Raw genomic sequence first — 22,230 nt, 5'->3', positions numbered from 1 at the left:
CGCTAAATTCCCAGGCGATTACAGATTATGGTCATCACCGAGTCGGCGACCACGATGAATACGATCGCAGTCACCACCGCGGAAGTCCCGGCATCGCCGACCGCCGACGCGCTTCGGCCGCATTGCATGCCGCGCATGCAGCCGGACAACGCAATCAAAATTCCGAACACCGAACATTTGACGAAACCGATGATAAAGTCCTTCATCTTGACCGCGCTGGCGGTGCGGTCAAGATATTCGGTCAACGACACGTCGAAAAAATTCACGGTGACCAAGCCGCCGCCGACGATACCCATCAAATCGGCATACAAGCAGAGCAAAGGCATGATGATAATCAAGGCCAGCATTCTGGGTAGTACCAGAAAAGCCATCGGGTCCAGATTCATCGTTTTCAATGCGTCGATTTCGCTATTGACGTGCATCGTGCCGATCTGCGCCGCATAGGCGGCGCCGGTGCGGCCGGACATGATAATCGCGGTCATCAACCCGCCCATTTCGCGGGTCATGCCCAGACTGACCAGATTGGCAATGTAGATTTGCGCGCCGAACAGCGACAACTGCACCGCGCCGACGAAGGCCAGAATCAAACCGACCAACAGACTGATCAACGTGACGATGGGCAGGGCCGACGGGCCGCATTCCTGGATATACAACCACAAATCCTGGCGCCGGAAATGCGCCTGACCGCGCACGGCGGCCAAGGTGCTAAGCGTCATGTCGCCGACGAAGATCAGCATCTCCTTGGCATGCCGGACCGCGGCGGCGGTTTCGGCGCTCAGCGCCTCGCTCCAGCGCATTTTCCGGGTAACGCGTTGGGCGTCCAGGCGTTCCGGCACCGCGTAAACCAGCGCCAACAAACCTTGCAACGGTGCCGGCAGCGTAGCTTTATCGACCGCCAACCGTTTTCCGGTCGCGCAGTCGATAATTTTGATCAACTCGGTCACCAGCAGGCTGTCCCAGCGGCCCAGCTCGGCCGTCGCGAAACACAATCGCTGGCCGGCTTCTAACGCCTTGACCCGCGCCAAGATCGGCTCGATGTCGGCCGAATCGGACTGCAACAGCCAATCGCCGACGAAGGCGACTTCCAAGCCCGCCGACGTTACGTTCGCGGCGATCGAGGGCGGCCGTGAACCAGCGGCGTTGACCGGCGGAATAGCGGGTGCGGTTGTCACCGAGACGAGGGATGCCTTAACCGATTAAAACGGGATATCGTCGTCGAAATCGTCGTAAGACGCCGGCGCCGATTGCGGACCGGACGACGAAGACGGCGCGGAAGGACGCTGATCGTAACTGCTCGGCGGCGGCGTATTGTTATCGGAATAATTAGCGGTTCCGCCGCTGCGGCTACCGAGCATGTTCATCGATTCGGCGACGATTTCGGTGGTGTAACGATCCTGGCCGTCCTGCCCCTGCCATTTCTGGGTACGAATCCGGCCCTCGACATAAACCTGGCTGCCTTTTTTCAAATACTCGCCGGCGGTTTTTGCCAGGCCGGAGAAGAACACGACCCGATGCCATTCGGTCTCTTCCTTGCGGTCGCCGGAATTGCGATCCTTCCAGCGGCGGGTGGTGGCTAATCGTATCGTGGTAATGGCATCGCCGCTCGGCATATAACGCACCTCCGGGTCGGCCCCGAGATTTCCGATCAGCATGACTTTATTCAGCATGGTTTTCTCCGTAAAAAAACTAAGCAGCGGCTCAACGCCATTGCTGTAAAAATTGGTTCAAATCGTCCTTGTTCAGGCGCTGACTATCGACTTTCAGATAGGCGGCTTGTTCCTCGAAATGCAGACGAACTTCCTCGACGCCGACGATGTTCAGCAGTTGTTTGGAAAATTCGCCGCTTTGCTCCGGCGACACGTTTTTCAATGGCAACAGTAAATTGGCCCAATAGCGCGGCGGCGACATGAACCAGGCAATCACTATCCAACTGGCGGCGATACCGGCCGAGAACAAGAATACCGAGGCCGGGCCGAATTCGCCGTACAGCCAGCCGCCGGCCGCGCCGCCTAAAAAGGCGCCGATGAATTGGGCACTGGAATAAATGCCCATTGCCGTGCCCTTTAAATCGCCGGGCGCGGTTTTGGAAATCAGCGACGGCAAGGTCGCTTCCAACAAATTGAACCCGCAGAAAAAGATCCACAAACAAGCGATCAAGCCGATCAACTCGCCGTGCAGCAGCACGAAACCCAAATTCGCCACCAATAACGTCGAAATGGCCGTCAGAAACACGCCCTTCATCTTGCGTTTTTTCTCGGCGATGATGACAAACGGAATGATACCGGCCATCGACGTGACCAACACCGGCAAATACACCAGCCAATGCTTGCCGCCTTCCAGGCCGGCGTCGCGCATCAACAAAGGCACGACCACGAAGCTGGCCATCAAAATCAAATGCAACGCAAAGATGCCGTAATTCAAACGCAGCAAATCCGGGTTGGTAATCACCGAACTCAGCTCGGACGGAATGTATTCGGCGTCGCGGTGCGTGGTGATTTTTTCCGGGTTGGGTACGACGAACAGCACCACCAGAATCGCCAACGCCGCCAACAACGCGATCATCCAAAAAATGCCGGCGATACCCCAATGGTCGGCGATGATGGGTCCGGCCGTGATCGCCACGCCGAACGAAATGCCGATGCTGGCGCCTATCGTCGCCATCGCCTTGGTGCGGTGTACCTCTTGAGTCAAATCGGCCAACAAAGCCATCACCGCCGCCGACACCGCTCCGCAGCCCTGCAAGGCCCGGCCGATCAACACGCCGTAAATATCGGTCGCCAGCGCGGCCACCACACTGCCGGCCACGAACAGCAACAATCCGACGACAATGATGGTCTTGCGGCTGAAGCGGTCGGACAACAAACCGAATGGGATTTGCAGAATCGCCTGGCTCAAACCGTAAATGCCCATCGTCAAACCGACCAATTTCGGCGTCGAACCGGGCATTTGCTCGGTGAACAACGACAGCACCGGCAGCAGCATGAACAAACCCAGCATCCTCAGCGCGTAGATACTGGCCAGCGAGACGGTCGCCCGTTTCTCCATGGCCGTCATCGGACTGGTAATATCCTGAACCTGTGTCAAACCCAACTCCTCTTCGCGCGGTATCCTAAAGCCGCTTATGGTATCAGGTTACGCGGCGCTCAGGAATGCAAGGACGGTGCGCGCCGCCCAAATCCGGCGCGATCAGCCGGCCGCCGCTGGGCCGGAACAGCAAGATCCGATTATGGGCCGACATTGCCGCACATTCGACCATCGCCGACTCGGCGGTCCATTGGTCATCCTTGATCCCAGAAAGAGCCATTGGCGCGTGTTGCGGGCTGTTGGTGAGAGCGATACTAAAGCCACCCCAAACCAGCCCCCCATTCCGATTGAAAACCACCGCCGGTTTCAATCCAATTCGGTCAGGAATTCCAATGACAAAATCACCACTGGCGCCGACGACTAAAGACGCTTCCCAGTCGCCACCTTCCAATGCAACAGCGATGGCATGCATATTCCAGTTACGATTAATTCTACTTTGTCAGATTTAAGCAACGCCGTCATACCCGCCGGGATGCGAGTATCCAGTGCCATGGATGGCAAGCTTCGATCCGTCCGTGGGGTCTGGATTTCGGCAATCCCCGCCGAAATGACGAGCACTACCGAGAATCTGACAAAGTAGAATTAATGACTCCCCTTAAACTCGACAAGATGCCCCCTCTCTCGGTCGTAGTGGCGCATAAAGCAATTAGCCTATACTGGAACCAACGTTCTATAACCCAGAAACTTTAGTGGGTATGATTTGGAGTCTTTTGTGAGCACCGTTAAAGGACCAAAACTCGCTATCATCGGCGGTTCAGCGGGGTCATTGAGGGCTATCAAAGAACTATTCCGAGATGTCGGCGCGGAGACCGAGGTTGCTTTTGTGCTGATTCAGCATCGTAGCCCGGATCACAAGAGCATGTTGGCCTCGCTCCTGTCCGTCTGGACACATCTTCCGGCAATAGAGATCAAGGAAGGCATGCAACTTGAAGCGGGCCGAATTCATGTCGCGGCTGCCGGCATGTCGCTCAGTTTCAGCGATGGCATACTACACTTGACCTCGCCCGCATCGCCCGATGAACGATTCCATCCGATCGACGAATTCTGTCAAGCGGTTGTTGAGCAGAACAGCATGGATTTGGCGCTCGTCGTGTTATCCGGTACCGGTGTCGATGGTACCAAAGGGGGGGCGGCGATCAAACAAGCGGGTGGAATTGTCCTCGTCCAAGACCCGGTGAATGCTGACTTTAACGGCATGCCGACCAGTGCCATTCTGTCGGGGATAGCCGACCAGATCATGCCCGTAGTCGACATCGCGACCGTATTGCAGGCATGGGCTAGCAAGCCAAGTACTCTGCCGGTCGTTGCCGATCCCAAACCAGAGCCGGAAGAGGATATTATTCACCGTATTCTCAGCAAGGTCCGTGATCGCTGGGGCAACGACATGAGTGGCTACAAACCCGCCACTATCCGGCGCCGCATTGCCCGGCGCATGGCTTCGGTGCGAATCCAAGATGTTTCCTCCTATCTCAATTTGCTAGACCGGCAAGCCGAGGAAATTGATCGGTTGGCCCAAGATCTGCTCATCGGTGTCACGGAGTTTTTTCGCGATCCGGAAGCCTTCCACATCCTTGAGGAGGAGGTGGTTCCCGCCATCTGCCAAGCCAAAACGTCGAATGATCCGGTCCGCGTATGGGTGGCCGGATGCTCCACTGGCGAAGAAGCCTATTCAATAGCCATACTTTTCTTTGAGTGGTTTGCCGCCCATGCACAGCCGCCGCTGATCCAGATATTTGCAACCGACATCGACGAAACGGCCCTCGCGGCAGCCCGCAACGGCAGTTTCCCCCAAGACGGCCTGAGCGGCCTAAGCCCGGCCCAGATCGAGCAATTCTTCGACAGCAGCAAGGACGGTTATCGGATCAAGAAAGGCGTGCGCGAATCCATCGTCTTCGCCTCGCACAACTTGATCGCCGACCCGCCGTTCTCCAAACTCGACTTGGTCATTTGCCGCAACGTCCTGATCTACCTGAATGCCGAGGTCCAAAAGAAGCTCTTGGCGCTATTCCATTTCGTGCTGAATCCGGAGGGCTACCTTTTTCTGGGCAGTTCGGAGAGCATCGGCCATCAGCCCGCTTATTTCCGCTCAGTATCAAAGCCTTGGCGTATCTATCGCAACCTTGTCTCCGGGAGCGATACTCGCAAGGCGCCCCAGTTGCCAATTGCCGGCGCCGCCTCTCCGCGCCGCGGCTTCCCTTCCCTGCGGGAAGCCAGGAGTGGAGCTAACCCATGGGGAGATACTCAATATTACCGCAGCCTGTTGGACCGGTTCGGCACAGTCCAATTGCTGATCAATGGTAACAATGAAGTCCTCTTCACGTCCGGGAACACGGCCTCTTATCTCGGCGTGCCGGTCGGTGAGCCTTCCCTCGAGATATTCAAGCTGGTACGCCCATCTTTGGTCACGATACTGCGTTCCGCGATCGGTCGAGCCAGAGAGCAACACGACAAGGTCGCGGTCACTATCGATCCCGCCGAGGGGGATGCCCTGATACGAATCGAGGTTACACCACTGGAGCAGACGGAAGCTGACGAGGTCCTGCTGATTGTGTTGAGCCCGCAGGAAAGAACCGAACAAAGTACCGTGGTTCAAACCGGCAGCGCCGGCGAAACCTGGATTACCCAACAGTTGGACCGAGAATTGAATACGGTGCGTGAGGATTTGCACCGCACCATCGAACAATCTTGGCATTCCAGCGAAGAACTCAAGACCGCCAACGAAGAAGTGATGGCGATGAACGAGGAACTGCAGTCGGCCAATGAAGAACTGGAAAGTTCCAAGGAAGAGCTGCAATCCCTAAATGAGGAGTTGTCGACGACCAATGCGCTGCTGGATGGCAAAGTCTCCGAACTCGAGACCGTTAATGCCGATCTCGGCAACCTCTTGAATAACAGCGATACGCCCACGTTGCTGCTCGACGAGGCATTGCGTATCCGCCGTTTCACTCCCGCCTGCGCGCAACTGATGCGTGTGATTCCGGGCGACTTGGGCCGCCACCTCGACGACATCGTCCGCCACTTCGATGATCCGGAACTGGCGCGGGATTGCCTGCTGATCATGCAAGGGGGCATTGCGCCCGAAGTGGAAGTTCGTAGTACCGCGGGGCGCTGGTATTTGCGCAAGGTCCTGCCCTACAGAAACCTCGATGGCCGGATTGTCGGCGTCGTTCTTACTCTGCCCGACATTACCTCCGTTCGACAGGCCAACGAAGAGATACGCCAATCGGAAGCGCGGCTGCGCGAGAGCGAAGGCCGCTACCGTCAGGTGACCGAATCCTTACCGCAACTGGTCTGGACCTGCAGGCCGGATGGTCCCTGCGATTATCTAAGCCCGCAGTGGCTGACCTATACCGGCACGAGCGAGGCCGAACAACTGGGCTATGGCTGGCTAAATCAGCTCCATCCCGATGATCGTCAACTAGCCATGGACCATTGGCTGGCAACCGCCGCACACGGTCTGCCGTTCGAGATCGAGTTCCGTATCCGCCGGCATGACGGTCAGTATCGCTGGTTCAAAACCGTCGCCCAGCCGGTCAGAAACGATGCCGGCGACATCGTTAAATGGTTTGGTTCCAATACCGACATCGAGAACCTCAAACAAGCCGAGGCAGCCCTGCGCGAACGGGAACACCGGCTGGACTCTATCGTTAGATACTCGCCTTCGGTCCTATCGCTCAAACACCCGGACGGCCGCTACGCCCTGGCCAACCCCAACCTGCAACGCATTCACCATCTGAGTGAGGCGCAGATCATCGGCAAGACCGATTTCGACTTATACCCGGAGGCGACCGCCCTGGTCCTCCAGGCCCACGACCAGCTGGTTCTGGAGAGCATGGCCCGCCACTCCATAGAGGAAATCGTACCGGTGGACGGTGTGCCGCGCATCTACTTATCCCACATTTTCCCGATCCTCGACGACGCGGGCCGGGCCGAATACATCTGCCGCATCGCCCTCGACATCACCGACCGTAAGCGGGCGGAGAATGAGCTACGCGAGAGCGAGAGCCGCTACCGGCAAGTAACCGAGTCCCTGCCGCAGTTGGTCTGGACCTGCACACCCGACGGCACGTGCGATTACTTGAGCCCGCAATGGGTAGCCTATACCGGCATGAGCCAGGCCGAACAACTGACCTATGGCTGGCTCGATCAGATCCACCCGGATGACCGCCAGCGGACTATCGATGGTTGGATGGCGACTGCAGCTCAAGGCCTACCGTTCGAGATCGAGTACCGCATCCGGCGGCATGACGGCGAATATCGCTGGTTCAAATCCCTCGCGCAGGCTGTCAGGAATGATGCCGGGGAAATCATCAAATGGTTCGGCTCCAGTACCGACATCGAGAGCCAAAAGCAAGCTGAAGACATTCTACGGACCAGCGAGGCAGCGCTGGCCAGTCTCAATCAACGTTTGGAGGAACAAGTCGAGCGGCGTACCCGAGCACTGAATGAAGCCCAACGCATCGGTAAGATTGGGAGCTGGACGCTGGACCTGGCGACCGACAAGGTAGCCTGGTCGCCGGAACTTTACCGGATGTTCGAGATAGAGCCGTCGGCCGAAGCACCCGACTATTCCAGACAGGCAGCCATCTTTACCTCGGACAGCTGGGAGCGGTTGAACGAAGCATTGCATCGGACCCGCGAGACCGGCGAAGCGTACGAACTTGAGCTGCAAACTCAACGCGCGGATGGCAGTCGGGGTTGGGTATTTGCCTGTGGCGAGTTGGTAAAAGACGACAGTGGAGCCGCCATCGGCCTGCAAGGCGTGGCGATGGACATCACCACGCGCAAGAACGCTGAATCAAAATTGGCGGCAAGCGAGCACCAACTGCGCATTTTATTTACAGACTCACCCGACGCCTACCTCATCATGGAACTCGACGGCGGCAAGATCGCGGACTGTAATAAAGCCGCCGAGAAGATGCTGAGAGGCACAAGAGCCGAGATTATCGGCCTGACACCGGATCAAGTGTCACCGCCGCAACAGCCTGATGGCCGTACCTCTCGGGAATCGGTTCCCGAAAAAATCAAAAAGACGCTCGAGCAAGAATACAACCGGTTTGAATGGGTACACCGTCGCTTTGATGGCGAAGACTTCTGGGCCGAGATTACCGTTTCGCCTATCGATTATTCGGGTCGCAAGGCCTTGATGGTGGCGTGGCGTGACATTAGTCAACGGAAACAACTCGAATTGGCGCTGCAGCAGCAGCAGCAGGCCTTGAAAAGCGCCAACGAAAATCTGCAACTGCTCAATTCAATGGTGGAGGATAGTGCCGACCCCTTTTATGTTGTGGATGCCGACGATGGTTTTCGCCTGATCTTTGCCAACAAGGCTGCCTGTAAACATTATGGATTTCCCAAACAGCAACTTCTGACGATGCGAGTCCCGGATTGGGATCCGGATGTTAGTTCGGAAAAACTCCAAGAAGTCCTCAGCGAGATCAAAACCGCGGAGCATTTAACGATCCAGACCCGCCATCGCGTTGCCACCGGCGAACTGATACCGGTGGAGGTCTCTATCAACCTGCTTCAGGGAGACGGCCGGCAGTACTTATATGGTTATTTCTTCGACATTCGTAAACGTCTGGCCTTGCAGGAAGCCCTGAACCAGGCCAAAGAGTCCGCCGAACAAACCGCTCTAGCCAAATCCGAATTTCTCGCCAACATGAGCCACGAGATCAGGACGCCGTTGAACGGTGTGCTGGGCCTGGCCCAGATCGGCTACCGCGATAATGCCGGCCGTCCCAAAGTGCAGGAGACGTTTGGGCGCATCCTCGACTCGGGCAAACTGCTGCTGACCGTCATCAATGATATCCTCGATTTTTCCAAAATTGAGGCCGGTAAGCTCGATATCGAAACCGTGCCCTTCGACCCGGCCGAAGTCGTGGCAGAAGCTATCCAGTCCTTTGCTACCGTGGCTTCCAGCAAAGGCCTCAAGCTATCGGTAGAGAAGATTGATCTGCCCGTTCGCTGCCTGGGCGATCCGACACGCATTTCACAAATTCTCCTCAACTTGCTGTCCAACGCCGTCAAATTCACCGAGCAAGGCGAAATCAGCCTTTCGGCTTGGCGCGATAGCGGTGACTGGGTATTTGCGATTCGCGATACCGGCATCGGCATTCCGCCGGAAACGATCGCCCGCTTGTTCCAGCCCTTCGAACAGGCGGACAGCAGCACGACCCGCAAATTCGGCGGAACCGGCCTCGGCCTGGTCATCAGTCGCCGTCTGGCGGAACTGATGGGCGGCTCGTTGACCATGGAGAGTACGCCTGACATAGGTAGCACCTTCACCTTACGGCTGACGCTGCCAGAAACCGAACGCCCCGTTACCGTTAACCCTCTGGCAATAACGGGCACCCGGCGACTGGCCGGTTTGCGACTGCTGGTGGCTGAGGATACCGAAATCAACCGGGTTGTCATCGAAGGCATGCTCGAGGACGAAGGCGCGGAACTGCTAATCGTCGAGCATGGGCAGGCGGCTGTCGATGCGGTTACGCAGGCGACCCGGCCGTTCGATGCCGTCCTGATGGACGTGCAGATGCCTGTCATGGATGGACTGGAAGCCACTCGACAAATCAAGACTATCCGTCCCAACCTGCCGGTGATAGGTCAGACGGCCCACGCAATGAAGGCAGAACACGACAATTGCTTGGCTGCCGGGATGGTGGCGACCGTCACCAAACCCATCGCGATCGACCAACTGGTGGAAACCATCCTGGCACAGGTTAACGGCGCTTCCGCTTCGACATGCCCGAAGGCTGCAGAGTCAGTCCTCGAACGAGGCATTGAAGATCCGCCGAGTTTGATTGACTGGTCGGCTTTACATACAAACTTCAGCAAATACCCCAATTTGGTCGGGCGTATCGTTCAATTATTTCTCGACGCCCATACCAGCACCTCGGCGCAATTGCGCTGCCTGGCGGCGGATGGGAATTATGTCGCCATCGAATCTCTGGCCCACGAACTCAAGAGCGAAGCCGGTAACCTACAGGCCAATGCCGTCATGCAGGTCGCAATTGAATTGACGACGATGGCTCGCAAACAGCAGGAGGAGGCTTTTGGTCTGGCTCGGCGGCTAGCCGAGATGATCGAGCAGATGCTGAAAGAATTGCGCGACTGGAAAACTCACAATGACCATTTTAATTAATCGGTTGTGCTTGGTTTATTAGATTCCGAATGGTCGCTTTACGGACTTACAGTTCGCGGAATCCGGATTCGGCTGACTGGCGGGTTAGGAGAAACGTAACAGGCGGCTAAGGGTCGTTTGCGTCAATTCGCCATTCCCAAACGCCGTCATTCACTGCCGGCGTAAAGGCATCGGAATCGATGGCCGAATTTGGATTGGAACCGGCGACCGCTTCGCGACCGGAATGCCTGGCGGTGTTGAAGCTCGCGTAGGGCGCATTAGTGGTAGCGTCATGCGCCGAATGATTAAAGACCAACATACGGCGCAATACGGCTACGCCTATTGACGCCCTACGATTGCACCTTACGGCCTTGCTTGATCCAATCGCAGTAACTACGTTCGGTATGCAAGGAATAATGTTTCAACCGCATCACGCGACACACAGTCCAATAAGCTTGGCAATTTGGTGCTTGACACAAAACACCTACCTGATAAAGTCAGCGGCGAATTTAATACGCAGGCAAGGTTGCCTGAATTGGCCGCCAATATCAAGTTATCGAGGCAAACATGCCCACTTTTACGGATACGCAGGCAAAAGTGCCTGAAAAGGCGATGAATATCAGGTTATACGGGCAGATTTGCCTGATAATCAATAGTTAGGCATCCAGGAATTTTCCGGTCATATGGCCATTAAAGAAACTATGGAAAAAGTCATGGCTTCATTTAAGGAGCTAATAGCTGCATATCCTTGGATTAAATTGGCTTTGGCATCAGTCATTGGCGTTTTTGGTGGATCTGGTTTTATAACATTTCTCAACAAATATGCAATTTACAATTATGCCGTGTCATATGGTGGAAGGTTACCAGTAGAAAATGTGCCGTACTTAGATATCGCAATTTCTGTGCTTAGTTTTGCCTTTCTTGCGATTTCTTTAATAAGTGCACTACTTGTATACGGTCTGCTAACTTATATAGCCGAGATTCTTCATAGGAAATTTGAAAACTTACCGCAAGTAGTAATCAAAATGGTCTCTGGATTATTTACGTCGACTATAAGTGCTATCGTATCTGTAATCGTCGAATACCTTTCTAACGGTGACAAATCTATTTCGATTTCATGGGGAAAATTTGAGCTAATTATTTTTGTGGTTGCTACGGGTCTTATATTGGGAGCATTAATTGTCTGGAAGTCATTTATAAGGCCATTCGCGCTTACCACGTCTATTTCCTTGGTTGCTCTGGTAGCATATAAAATATTTGATGCCGAAAACTACGCATCTTTCTTGCGTGAAATACAATACGGAGGAGGAGTTCCGGTTACTCTCGTGCTAAAAAATGGCGAGGAAAACGGTAACTTGTTTTTAACGACTGAAACAACAAACATTATTTGGTCGCCAAAGGAGAAAAGTTATATTGAAACTCCACTATCGAATATTAATGAAATCAAATTTCATGAGGGGTTGCCAAATGAGCTGCCTGAGATTTCTGGTTCGCTTACGCGTATATTCCGCCATCTCTGGAAATAACCCTAAAAACTGGGTCCGAGTAAAATTAAATTCTTACTTTCCGGCCTAACATGGCGCTCAACCGGAGCGCGGTTATAATGCGGTATTTATTTTTTCAGCTTTCCGTGCCGCGCCCGGTTAGCTCTACGTTGGGCAGCAAGGACAACTTCTCGTGCGTAACCATCCGAAAGACTATCGACCTCCAGAAAGCCGCGCCGAACTTGAGCAACGCTATGCCGCTGGGGAACGCCGTTTCCCGGATACCGAGCTGAGCGATGCCGACCTTTCCGGGATTGTGCTGGACGGCGCAGACTTTGAGAAACATTCATGGTTCTTTGACGCCAACTTTTCGGGTGCAAGTTTGCGGGGCACTAGCTTTCGGGAATGCAACGTCAAGTGTGCCGACTTTTCAAATGCGGACCTGACAGGTGCCATCTTCGAGCTCGCCGCAATCGAATCGATCAAGGCAACGGGTGCCTTGCTTAACGGCGTTAAGGTTAAGGGCGCAACCTTCTACGGTTGCGAGCTAGCCGACGGAGACGAACTGCCATCATGGGAGCGGTGACGATGAATTGCCGCCCAACCCGTCATTCCAGCGGACCGCCTTCGGCGGCCGCTGAATTTCAACGTTATAGGCACAAGAGATGATTCGATTTGCACATCCGAAACTTCAGAAAATGGCATCCGGGCTTTATTGCCTAGAACTCACTGAGGCCGGAAGCTGGGAGTCCTTCCCTTTATTTGCCGAAAAATATGCCGCGCAGATAGGCGCAACAATTGTTAAGAAAATTGAAGGGCCAGACATTCACCTTTGGGAAATTGAATATGAAGGTTCGATCCTTAATTTCGTTTACGATGATTTTCCGAATGGAGTTTCTGTTGAACCAAAGGAGCGAGGAGGAGAAAATGCCATCGAAAAACTCTATGAATTGGCAAAAGTGCAAAGCGACCAAAATGGCTTATAACACGTCGCTCCACCCGACCAAAAACCGCGATGCGGTTTTCGTCGGGTGAGCTGGGCGTTATGCGTCCCGAAATTCAGCAACTCATTGATCTCAGACCGTTGCCACCCGAGGCTGAGGCTTCGTTGGGGTATCTGCGCGAGGCAGAAGGTTTGCTTCGAGCCATCGAGAAACCGTTGTCGGATGAAGAAGCAAGAAACCTTATTTCACTTTTTGGTCCGCCCGACAGCTGTTACGGTTTTGCGTGGTCACTCCTTCATCTGATTGAGACCGCGCCAAGTTGGCCAATGGCTGATTGCCTTGAAAATCCAAAAAATGAATGGGTGTCCTCTCTCAGAGATCGTGCGGTTCGTAGAGGTTTTTTGTGACAGCTTTAATGCTAACTGTCGCTTCAGCGCATAACGATTGCGTCAACGTGACCGGTTTTCCGCTAGCGCTCCAAACCGGCCCGTTACACTGGCGTTAGATCGTAAAGGACATTGGTATGTGGAACAGAGCAATTGTTGTGTCGATGTTGAGCTTTTTGGTCTCGGCATGTGCGCAAGAGAATGAAATGTTTGGTTCTAGTAACAAGAGACCCATCGAAGAAAAGATGGCCGAGTGGCTATCTCACCCAGCAGAGTTTGGTGTCGCACCGAAGAGTGTGAGTTTTATTAAAACTTACAACGCGAAGCTAATATCGTACGGGAATGTTCAAATCCATCTCGTCTCATATACCATGCCGGACGGAACTGTCGGTAGAGGTTTCGTCAACGGGGGGCTAACGTGGTCTTTTCTTGGTAGTGACTTAAACGCAATATCTGACGATGATCTTTTTCAGGCTTATTGCGGTTGGGCTTGGCTCTTCCCTGCGCTCCAAGATGGTTCCGTTCAAAACAATTTTGAATCTTCGGGAGAAGAGGAGCGCCTTTTTGATAAATTAAAGAAGGAGGGCTACTCAGACATTCACCCAGGCGGGCGGTACAAAATTGGCACCAGCGAACTTACCGAATTCAGGACAAAGCGTAACGGAACTGACTTTCGGGAAGTAGGTGATACGAATAGCGATTTAGTGTTCCCTGCGTCTGACCCTCGTTTTAATTTGCCAAGTATCTACTTTTTTCTTGGGCAACAGATAGTTCAGAGTGTGAACTAATGGGCTCTAACGATTGCGTCAACGTGACCGGTTTTCCGCTGGCGCTCCAAACCGGCCGGTTACGCTGGCGTTAAATGCGGGGCCAATCTCGAAAGGCTTGGAAAGCAATTAATTTATCGTAAAGAAATAGCAAATAATGGCTGAAGAAATCATGAAAATATGTTATTACCTGGAGGGAAAAACCTTGCAGGTTAACATGCGTTCAACCAGACAAGGTTTTTCCCTCCAGGTTAAGCCATGATTTTCAGCGTCATTCGTGTTTCTTTGCTTGAATCAAAATTATTGTTTGGAAATGTCATCAAGGCATTTAACCAGTCGTTAAACCTGACCAAAACTCCGCTTCGCTCCGTTTTGGCAGGTTAACTCTATTCGTTGGGCGTCAAAAGGAGAACGCATTGCTTAGTCTCGAAAGTCCTCGTTGGTCTGAGCTACAGCATGCCTACGGGCACGCCTCCGACATTCCAGCTTTGCTAGAGCAACTAGCTGATGTTCCAGACTCCTCGGATGACAAAGAACCTTGGTTCACTTTGTGGAGCGCTCTCGCTCATCAAGGCGATGTTTACTCAGCATCATTCGCAGCAGTCCCGCATGTGGTACAGGCGCTTGCGTCTTCCCCCATGAAAGCGGACTTCACCTATTTTCAGTTTCCCGCATGGGTAGAGATATGCCGCAAGAAAAAAGGCGTACCCGTTCCAGAAGATATTGCTCCCTCGTACTTTGAGGCATTGTCACGGTTGCCAGCTTTAGTTGCGGCTGCCTCCGCTCGCGAATGGGATGACACCTTGTTGTCTTGTGCTCTCTCTGCCATTGCAGCATCAAAAGGCCAAGTCGCTGTTGCTGAGGCAGTTCAGGAGTTGTCGCCGGAAGTCGCCGAGGAGTTCATGCAGTGGTTCTTCGAGCGATAAGCCGCCCAACCCGGCAGTCGAGTGGGACGCTCCGCCTATCGGCGTCGCGCCCCTCACTTTTACGTTATGCGTGTTACTCCCATGGCCGGTAATCTGTTCGTTTCGAGCGCGTTGGACAATTGGCATCGGCGCCTGAATGCACAGGAAAATGTGCCGCAGCGCGGGTTTAGAAGAAACACCACTGTTTATATGCTCGTCTGTTACGTAAATAACATCATTGGCTGTTATTTGGGGCACAACACCGAACCCATTCCCCTTTTCATTCAGCGTGGCAGGGTACACATGCTTCAAAGCCCGGCATCTGAGGAATGGCGCCCTTACTATGGTCTGGTCTCTGAGTATTTCGAAGTGATGGAACGTCATCTTCAAGAGCATGGGATTTCATCTGTTTATGAGTAATGCCAATGAAACCACGCATAACATGGCGCTCAACCTCGCTCCTTTCAGTCGCTGGACGCTGCGCGATAAAGCCGCGCAGCGCCGGTTAGCTCTACGTTGGGCATCACGAGCATGAACTCACGGGAACTTGAAGCACTAGGCGAACCCGATCTCAAAATTGCGGGCCTTCATCTATGGGTACATGGCCGCGAGTTTCCTCAATCCGAGGACTACTGGGATGGCCATTGGCTAAGAGTCACGGCCTATTGCTTGTATCCAAATTCTTCTGTACGTACACATGGCTCCATTGTTCATTTGGGAGAAATTGCTGGTCTTCTTCGGGAAACGGAGAGTCTTTATAAAACACTCCAAGGCCAAGCCGCGCTGCAGTGCATGGAACCGTATCTCGGAATAGAACTCTTGGCGCAAACAGGTGGGCACATACGAGTAAAGATATCTATTACCCCAGATCACATGACTGAAACCCACAGCTACACAGACAACATTGACCAATCGTACCTTCCGCCCATTGTTGCGGGGTGCCAAGCGATCCTTGCCAAGCTGCCCCTGAGAGAACCCGAGGCGCTAAATCGATGAGCAAAACGCCCAACAATGCGGTCAACAGGGACGCCCAAACAGCCGGCTTCGCCGCCTGTTTGGCCGCCCGTTACCTTAAACGTTATGCGCGAAAGAGCTATGGAAACTGAAATCATCGAATCCGCAGTTCCGCTCAGTGAATCGGATATTGAGCGTATAGAAGAACGAATTGGCATTAAGTTGCCGTCGGAACTAAAGATGTTTCTGCTAAAGTCCAATGGAGGTAAACCAAAACCGGACACCGTTTGCTTCGAGGGCGAATACTTTGATTCTGTTGCTTTCTTCTATGGTGAAGAGTTCCGTTCGTATGTGTCAGACCTAATACTGAGTACGGAGAACTATCGAGACTTAATTCCGGGCCACTATCTTCCCTTCGGCGAAAGCCCTGGTGGCAATGTCTATTGCTTGAGTCTAAAAGACGAAGACTATGGCGCTGTTTACTATTGGGATCATGAGATGGCAAATTATGACGGTGAGCCTTGGGAAGAGAATATGACAAAGTTGTCCAATGCACTTTCAGAATTTATTGATGGGCTGCATGAAGAATGCGCATAACCCGTCGCTTCACCCGACCAAAAACCGCGATGCGGTTTTCGTCGGGTGAGCTTGTCGTTGGCCCTCACTATTGGAGCCTCTTTTATGAAATGGTGTCTAGCCTTACTCGTCGCGCTTCTTCCGCTTGCCGCTCAAAGCGGATGGATTGATCCGAGCGGAAAGCCCATTCCTGATTCTGACAACATGCGCAGTGCTGGAGACTTCGGCATTCAAATCGTTCTTACTGCGAACGAAGGTCAGTTTCGCCAAACATGGAACTCATCCACGCCCCCGCCGAAACTGACTACTACCAACACGGTACGTCTAGGCGAAACGGTCTCCGCACTCCTCATCTTTCATGGCTGTGCGCCGAATGTCGGTGGCGTTTGCGACGTGGTATCTGATTTCATCCTCGAAGGGCCAGATGGAAGCAAAATGACGGCGGGTGGTGGCCCAGTTTGGTCTGGAAAGCCCATGCAGCAACGCCTCTTACAGCTCGGCCAAGCCAGTATGACTGTAGGCTTCGACAAGACTGATCCTGTTGGCGACTACAAGGTCACAGCGACCGTCAAAGACAAAGTTTCTGGCCGAGTCCTTTCTGTTACAGCGCGACTGAAAGTCACGAAGTGAGTTGTTGCGCCGTGAGGGCCAATCGGGTAGCTTCACGTTAGGCCGCGTATGAAGGCTGCAGTCGCGCTTGCGTTCCCGGTTTTCGCCACGACTGCCGCGATCGGTCAATCGATCATCCGCGAAAAGCGAAACAGAAGCCCATCCGCGTACCGAGCCACAACCAGCCTCCTATTGACCATCTTGCTGTTCAACGTCGCAGGGTCCTTCTTCTTTGGCGTATATATTGCTATCGACAATCCGAAGACCGCAAAAGACGCTCTTTGGTTCATGCCACTACTTTTCGCACCCGTCGAGTACTGGCTCCGTTTTGGCCCTGCACTCGTCGCGGCCGCCGCGGTGTTTGCACTGATATCCGTGCAACTGCATCGATCGAAGAGTTGCTCTTTCTCGTTACGAAAAGACTCGCAAAGTAGTTCAATCCTATCGGTCAGCAAAGTCCGGTTTCGTTCCGCCAAATTGACTGTGAAAAAATAACAACCGCCTTTGAGGCGATGTCGGCGATATTCTGTAAGCGATCTTTGAAGGACGCACTAGAACTGAAACGGACAATGACTTAACCGTTGGCGTACGATTAGTCCGTTAGGGCGTCGAGATTCCAAGGCAACAGCGCTTCGAACTCTTCGACAGTTTTTGCGGTGGGAAGCTTTCGGAACAGATCGACCAGATAGGTGTAAGGGTCGACGCTATTGGCCTTGCAGGTTTCGATCAACGAGTAAAGATTAGCGCTGGCACGAGCGCCGGCCACCGTATCGCAAAACAACCAATTGCGGCGGCCCACCACGAAGGGGCGTATGGCGTTTTCGCAGAGGTTGTTGTCGATGGGCCAAGCGCCGTTGTCGACGAAGCGGATCAGTTTGGACCACTGCGATGACAAGTAATGCAAAGCCTTGCCCAGCAAACTACCGGGGATTACCGCATGCAGATGTTGTAGCAGCAGGGCTTCGATTTTGACCAAAACCGGTCGGCTTTGCTCCTGGCGCCGCTGCCCACGCTGTTCGACGCTCAGGTCTTCCGTCTGAGTTTCAATCGCGTACAGTTCACCCATCGCCGCGATAAACTGCGTCGCCAGTTGCTCCGGGCCGCGCGCGGCTTTAGGAATGGCGGCTTCGGCCTCGACAAAATAACGCCGCGCATGCGCCCAACAGCCGAGGTGAATCGCACCCCGGCTGGCTGCAATGGCGTTATACACCTCATAGCCGTCGCTCATCAGTACCGCGCCGGGTTTGATGCCTTCATACAACGGCTGCGCATGCGTTCCGCCGCGCCCCGGCGTGTAGCTGAACAGCCGAATCGGCGGTCCGGAGCCGGTCATTTGTGCCCACAGATAGCTTTTGCTTTGCGCGGCTCGGCCGGATTCTTTGAGCACTTGAACCACGGTTTCGTCGCCCAGGATCAGATCGGCATCGAGCAGATGGTCGCGCAGCAAGTTGATGATGGGTTGCACTGCGTCGCCAACCCGCACCATGCTAGCCGCCAGCGTGTTGCGCGACAGATCGCCGCCGAAACGGCTCAACAGCGCGGCTTGCCGATACAGCGGCAGGCTATCCTGGTATTTGGCGGTGACGACCCAGGCTAATGCCGTTTCGGTGAGTAAGCCTTTGGGGATGATGCGAACCGGTGCCGGCGTCACGCGAATGCTTTCATCGCAGCACGGGCAGGCATATTTGACGCGGTGATGTTGAATGACTCGCACCTGTTGCGGCACGATGTCGAGCTGCTCGCTGATTTCAGCGCCGATTTCCACCAGACGAGTACCGTCATGCGCACAGATGCGTTCGGCTTCCGCTAATTCATGGCGCACGATCTCACGCGGCAGATGCGGATCGAGCGGTTTGCGACCGCGTTTCTTACGGCGGTGACCGGCCACCTCGACCGCTTCGGGCGTGGCTTCCTCGGCGATTGGAGCACCGTTCGGCGCCAACACTTCGGCTTCGTTCAGGAACAGGTCGCGCTGGGCCGGATTGGCCCGCGCCTCGGATTTTGCGGCATACAGCCTATGCAGAAAGGCATCCACACGTTCTTTCAATAAATCCCGCTCGACCGTCACCAACCGCAGTTGACTCGCCAGCCGTTGCTGCTCGGCCAGCAAGGCTTGGTAGTCTTCGGTGGACAGCGTGATGGTGGGCGTCATGCCGTTATTTTACCGGCTTTACATCCGCGTTTCAGCCCACTTGGGTATAGGTTCGTGCCGGATGCGGCCGCATCGCGGCCAAGTCAATACCGGCTAACAACCAGTGGAGTTGCTCGACCGTCAACATCACAACTGCTGCCTCTTTCGGCCAGTGAAAACGGTCGGCTTCCAGCCGCTTGAGCATCAACCAAAAACCGGTGCGGTCCCACAACAGCAGTTTGATCCGATCCCGCCGGCGGTTGCTGAACACGTAGATGGCCGGCTCGAACGGATTCAAGCCTAATGCCTGCTCAACCAGCAGCGCTAAACCATTGATGGCCTTGCGGCCGTCGACCGGCTCGCGGTGCAGGTAGACCTTCAATCCTGCGTCGAAACGAAACATGGCAGCTCGGCCAACGCCTTCAAAATCACCGGCAGGTCGCTCAGTGCGACAGGCTGTAACGCGAGTTTAACGCCGTTGGGCAACTCCGCACTGAGCGCTGACTCAGCCGGTTTCTCTGCGCTCAGCGACTGAACGGGCACAAAAGCCGGCAACGTTAATGGACTGTTCGGATTCGGATGTCCTGTTTCTCGGTAATGCCCCATCCACTTGCGCAGCAGATTGGCATTGATACCGTATTGCAGAGCGATCTTGGCAACCGATGTGCCCGAATGCAAGCAAACTTTCACTAGCTCCCGCTTGGCTTCCGGATCATAAAGGCAACGGCCGTCTCGCCCGTGCCCCACGATTAATGGCCGCGATAATCGCGTGTTATGCTCCTTCATAGGTGTCCACCTGATTATAAGTGGACACTATCTTCGTTCCTTTCGAGCTGTTTATACAGATGCTGTTAAAGGACCGCTTACGATATTCTGTCATATCGCATTTACCGGCGCTTCGATTGATGGGTTTCGCTTCGCTCTACCCATCCTACTGTCGGCCATTGGCTTACCTCCGGTCATTGGCCGACTTTGGGTCGGAACCGGCGACCGTTCCGCGACCGGAATGCCTGGCAGTTTTGAAGTCGGAATCGCTCGCGGGTTCGATCGGAATATGCAAGAGTCCTATCGAAGCCTGAACGGCAACATACTTGCCGCTGTAAATGAAAATCCCCGTCCGTCCCGCTTTTTGCCTTGCGTTTATTGCTCGGAGCGTTGCTCGCAACTCTTTTAGTATTAAGGGAATCACTATTTGCCTTGCCCGCAAGGCTTTTAGTGTTAAGCGCTTAACAACAAATCACCATGCATTAAAATAGCGAGATTTCAGGTGTGGTGGTAGCGACAGAATGCGGGCAAGAGCAATAGAATTGAACGAAAGCGAACGAGAGCAGCTCCAGCAAATTATCAAAAAAGGGAGCGATTGGCGAGAACGGGAGCGGGCACAGACCATTTTGATGTTAGCCAATGGCCAGACAGTCATTGCGATTGCAGAACAGCAAGGCGTGAAACCGGAAGCTATACGGGAGCGGCGGCGGAAGTGGTGGAGAAATGGGCTGAACAGTTTACCGGATCAACCCCGCAGTGGTGCACCAAGTAAATTGACTGACGCGCATCGATGCCGGCTCAAAGAATGGATCGATGCGGAACCTTTAAACTGCCGGGCATTGGTCAGTCGTCTAACGACGGAATGCGACGTGACGATTAGCGCCAGCACCTTGCGGAACGAGTTAAAACGGATGCGCTATGTATGGAAGCGCACCCGTTACAGTTTAAAAAAAAGCGTGATCCCGAGCGCTTCGAGCGGGCCCAACACGACATTGCCGCACTGATTCAGCAAGCGCAAGCCGGCGAAATCGAATTGGCCTATGTGGATGAGGCCGGATTTGCACCACAACCACCGAATCGTTCGGCTTGGACCAAAAGCGGAGAAGTTCATGCCATTACCGCTAAACGCGCGCAGCGGATGAACGTCATTGGCGCTTTGCTTTCATCGGGTCGATTAATGCTGACTAAGCTGTGGCAAAGCGTCAATGGTCTGTGGTTTTTTGGCTTTCTGATGGCATTGGTCCAACGCGTCAGCAAGCCATTGGTGGTGATTTTAGATAATGCGTCCATTCATACGGCCAAAAAACTGAAGCCGTATTGGGATTTGCTGGAAGAGAAAGGTATTCGATTTTATTTCCTGCCGCCCTATAGCCCTGAGTTGAATCGGATTGAATTGCTGTGGCATAAAATGAAATATGAATGGCTGCCATTCAAAACATTTATGCCGGATGAGCTTGAGCAGGCTATTGACGAAATTGGCCGAGGGTTTGGCTCACAATACACGCTAACTTTTTGCTAAGAGCTTATTTCATGAATTGGAGAGAGTGAGTACTTCTAAAAGGTAGACCACCAAGTGGCGGCGCGCTTGATTCAGGATAATCTGGGTAATTTGAAGAATGGAGCCATCTCAGTGCCAGTCCCGAATGGGTTTCCCGCCCGCGTGATTATGCCAGATGGGTCGTAAGCGGTCCTTTAACAGCATCTGTATAAACAGCTCGAAAGGAACGAAGATAGTGTCCACTTATAATCAGGTGGACACCTATGAAGGAGCATAACACGCGATTATCGCGGCCATTAATCGTGGGGCACGGGCGAGACGGCCGTTGCCTTTATGATCCGGAAGCCAAGCGGGAGCTAGTGAAAGTTTGCTTGCATTCGGGCACATCGGTTGCCAAGATCGCTCTGCAATACGGTATCAATGCCAATCTGCTGCGCAAGTGGATGGGGCATTACCGAGAAACAGGACATCCGAATCCGAACAGTCCATTAACGTTGCCGGCTTTTGTGCCCGTTCAGTCGCTGAGCGCAGAGAAACCGGCTGAGTCAGCGCTCAGTGCGGAGTTGCCCAACGGCGTTAAACTCGCGTTACAGCCTGTCGCACTGAGCGACCTGCCGGTGATTTTGAAGGCGTTGGCCGAGCTGCCATGTTTCGTTTCGACGCAGGATTGAAGGTCTACCTGCACCGCGAGCCGGTCGACGGCCGCAAGGCCATCAATGGTTTAGCGCTGCTGGTTGAGCAGGCATTAGGCTTGAATCCGTTCGAGCCGGCCATCTACGTGTTCAGCAACCGCCGGCGGGATCGGATCAAACTGCTGTTGTGGGACCGCACCGGTTTTTGGTTGATGCTCAAGCGGCTGGAAGCCGACCGTTTTCACTGGCCGAAAGAGGCAGCAGTTGTGATGTTGACGGTCGAGCAACTCCACTGGTTGTTAGCCGGTATTGACTTGGCCGCGATGCGGCCGCATCCGGCACGAACCTATACCCAAGTGGGCTGAAACGCGG

23 protein-coding genes are annotated in these 22,230 nt (G+C 54.0%); 16 read left to right on the top strand and 7 right to left on the bottom strand.

Annotated features, from left to right (window positions below):
* Nucleotides 1–2: 2 nt before the first annotated feature.
* Genes ACQE3E_RS08520 through ACQE3E_RS08505 form a run of 4 tightly spaced genes read right to left on the bottom strand, consistent with a single transcriptional unit; the run spans nt 3 to nt 3,496 of the window.
* Complete coding sequence (locus ACQE3E_RS08520; protein ID WP_313728391.1) at nt 3–1,172, bottom strand: MlaE family ABC transporter permease; 1,170 nt, start codon at nt 1,170–1,172, stop codon at nt 3–5.
* A gap of 24 nt (nt 1,173–1,196) precedes the next feature.
* Nucleotides 1,197–1,667 carry a single-stranded DNA-binding protein gene (gene ssb, locus ACQE3E_RS08515; protein ID WP_064030875.1) on the bottom strand — a complete coding sequence of 157 codons (471 nt, stop codon included), beginning with the start codon at nt 1,665–1,667 and terminating at the stop codon, nt 1,197–1,199.
* 31 nt (nt 1,668–1,698) lie between these two features.
* Nucleotides 1,699–3,084, bottom strand: a complete 1,386-nt coding sequence (locus ACQE3E_RS08510; RefSeq protein ID WP_313728392.1) for an MFS transporter — start codon at nt 3,082–3,084, stop codon at nt 1,699–1,701.
* Nucleotides 3,085–3,127: 43 nt separating this feature from the next.
* Nucleotides 3,128–3,496, bottom strand: coding sequence for a hypothetical protein (locus ACQE3E_RS08505; protein ID WP_313728394.1), 369 nt, complete (start codon nt 3,494–3,496; stop codon nt 3,128–3,130).
* A 300-nt stretch (nt 3,497–3,796) separates the two neighbouring features.
* On the opposite strand from ACQE3E_RS08505, the gene ACQE3E_RS08500 reads away from it, so the two are divergent.
* The 12 genes from ACQE3E_RS08500 (at nt 3,797) to ACQE3E_RS08445 (ending at nt 17,327) form a co-directional block, all read left to right on the top strand.
* A complete protein-coding gene (locus tag ACQE3E_RS08500) occupies nt 3,797–10,228 on the top strand; it encodes a PAS domain S-box protein (RefSeq protein ID WP_427501513.1) in 6,432 nt (2,143 codons plus the stop codon).
* Between the two features lie 662 nt (nt 10,229–10,890).
* Nucleotides 10,891–11,733 carry a hypothetical protein gene (locus tag ACQE3E_RS08495; RefSeq protein WP_313728396.1) on the top strand — a complete coding sequence of 281 codons (843 nt, stop codon included), beginning with the start codon at nt 10,891–10,893 and terminating at the stop codon, nt 11,731–11,733.
* Between the two features lie 151 nt (nt 11,734–11,884).
* Nucleotides 11,885–12,277 (top strand): pentapeptide repeat-containing protein, encoded by a 393-nt coding sequence (locus ACQE3E_RS08490; RefSeq protein ID WP_313728397.1) that lies wholly within the window; start codon nt 11,885–11,887, stop codon nt 12,275–12,277.
* A 79-nt stretch (nt 12,278–12,356) separates the two neighbouring features.
* Entirely contained in the window at nt 12,357–12,677 is a 321-nt protein-coding gene (locus tag ACQE3E_RS08485; RefSeq protein WP_281022859.1) for a DUF3630 family protein, read from the top strand.
* 59 nt (nt 12,678–12,736) lie between these two features.
* Nucleotides 12,737–13,042, top strand: coding sequence for a hypothetical protein (locus ACQE3E_RS08480; protein ID WP_313728399.1), 306 nt, complete (start codon nt 12,737–12,739; stop codon nt 13,040–13,042).
* A 116-nt stretch (nt 13,043–13,158) separates the two neighbouring features.
* Entirely contained in the window at nt 13,159–13,809 is a 651-nt protein-coding gene (locus tag ACQE3E_RS08475; RefSeq protein ID WP_313728400.1) for a hypothetical protein, read from the top strand.
* A 395-nt stretch (nt 13,810–14,204) separates the two neighbouring features.
* A complete protein-coding gene (locus ACQE3E_RS08470) occupies nt 14,205–14,714 on the top strand; it encodes a hypothetical protein (protein WP_071158573.1) in 510 nt (169 codons plus the stop codon).
* An 81-nt stretch (nt 14,715–14,795) separates the two neighbouring features.
* Entirely contained in the window at nt 14,796–15,113 is a 318-nt protein-coding gene (locus ACQE3E_RS08465) for a hypothetical protein (protein ID WP_313728402.1), read from the top strand.
* A 111-nt stretch (nt 15,114–15,224) separates the two neighbouring features.
* Nucleotides 15,225–15,689 (top strand): WapI family immunity protein, encoded by a 465-nt coding sequence (locus ACQE3E_RS08460; protein WP_427501512.1) that lies wholly within the window; start codon nt 15,225–15,227, stop codon nt 15,687–15,689.
* Between the two features lie 99 nt (nt 15,690–15,788).
* Nucleotides 15,789–16,244: an SMI1/KNR4 family protein gene (locus ACQE3E_RS08455; protein ID WP_313728403.1), complete on the top strand. Its 456-nt coding sequence runs from the start codon at nt 15,789–15,791 to the stop codon at nt 16,242–16,244.
* A gap of 84 nt (nt 16,245–16,328) precedes the next feature.
* Entirely contained in the window at nt 16,329–16,853 is a 525-nt protein-coding gene (locus ACQE3E_RS08450) for a hypothetical protein (RefSeq protein ID WP_139306306.1), read from the top strand.
* 48 nt (nt 16,854–16,901) lie between these two features.
* Nucleotides 16,902–17,327: a hypothetical protein gene (locus ACQE3E_RS08445; RefSeq protein WP_313728404.1), complete on the top strand. Its 426-nt coding sequence runs from the start codon at nt 16,902–16,904 to the stop codon at nt 17,325–17,327.
* A 97-nt stretch (nt 17,328–17,424) separates the two neighbouring features.
* On the opposite strand, the gene tnpC is transcribed toward ACQE3E_RS08445, so the two are convergent.
* Genes tnpC through ACQE3E_RS08430 form a run of 3 tightly spaced genes read right to left on the bottom strand, consistent with a single transcriptional unit; the run spans nt 17,425 to nt 19,749 of the window.
* Nucleotides 17,425–18,984 carry an IS66 family transposase gene (gene tnpC, locus ACQE3E_RS08440; RefSeq protein ID WP_313728405.1) on the bottom strand — a complete coding sequence of 520 codons (1,560 nt, stop codon included), beginning with the start codon at nt 18,982–18,984 and terminating at the stop codon, nt 17,425–17,427.
* A gap of 31 nt (nt 18,985–19,015) precedes the next feature.
* Nucleotides 19,016–19,366 carry an IS66 family insertion sequence element accessory protein TnpB gene (gene tnpB / locus ACQE3E_RS08435; protein WP_313727828.1) on the bottom strand — a complete coding sequence of 117 codons (351 nt, stop codon included), beginning with the start codon at nt 19,364–19,366 and terminating at the stop codon, nt 19,016–19,018.
* Nucleotides 19,342–19,749 (bottom strand): transposase, encoded by a 408-nt coding sequence (locus ACQE3E_RS08430; protein WP_231883784.1) that lies wholly within the window; start codon nt 19,747–19,749, stop codon nt 19,342–19,344. Before ACQE3E_RS08430 ends, tnpB (ACQE3E_RS08435) begins: the two co-directional genes overlap by 25 nt.
* Before the next feature lie 500 nt (nt 19,750–20,249).
* Between ACQE3E_RS08430 and ACQE3E_RS08425 the strand changes: the two genes are divergently transcribed.
* The 4 genes from ACQE3E_RS08425 to tnpB (ACQE3E_RS08410) all read left to right on the top strand — a co-directional run bounded on the left by ACQE3E_RS08425 (nt 20,250) and on the right by tnpB (ACQE3E_RS08410) (nt 22,223).
* The gene (locus ACQE3E_RS08425; protein WP_427501511.1) at nt 20,250–20,732 is read left to right on the top strand and encodes a helix-turn-helix domain-containing protein; all 483 of its coding nucleotides are present in this window, start codon (nt 20,250–20,252) and stop codon (nt 20,730–20,732) included.
* Nucleotides 20,651–21,247, top strand: coding sequence for an IS630 family transposase (locus tag ACQE3E_RS08420; RefSeq protein WP_313728407.1), 597 nt, complete (start codon nt 20,651–20,653; stop codon nt 21,245–21,247). The genes ACQE3E_RS08425 and ACQE3E_RS08420 overlap by 82 nt, the downstream gene beginning before the upstream one ends.
* A gap of 242 nt (nt 21,248–21,489) precedes the next feature.
* A complete protein-coding gene (locus ACQE3E_RS08415; RefSeq protein WP_231883784.1) occupies nt 21,490–21,897 on the top strand; it encodes a transposase in 408 nt (135 codons plus the stop codon).
* The gene (gene tnpB, locus ACQE3E_RS08410; RefSeq protein WP_313727828.1) at nt 21,873–22,223 is read left to right on the top strand and encodes an IS66 family insertion sequence element accessory protein TnpB; all 351 of its coding nucleotides are present in this window, start codon (nt 21,873–21,875) and stop codon (nt 22,221–22,223) included. The genes ACQE3E_RS08415 and tnpB (ACQE3E_RS08410) overlap by 25 nt, the downstream gene beginning before the upstream one ends.
* Nucleotides 22,224–22,230: the final 7 nt, after the last annotated feature.

Origin of the sequence: Methylomonas sp. MED-D (assembly GCF_050276835.1) — a bacterium.
Classification (GTDB): Bacteria; Pseudomonadota; Gammaproteobacteria; order Methylococcales; family Methylomonadaceae; genus Methylomonas; species Methylomonas koyamae_A.
Note: the sequence above shows the minus strand (reverse complement) of the source record. Positions and strands in the feature narration are given on the sequence as shown.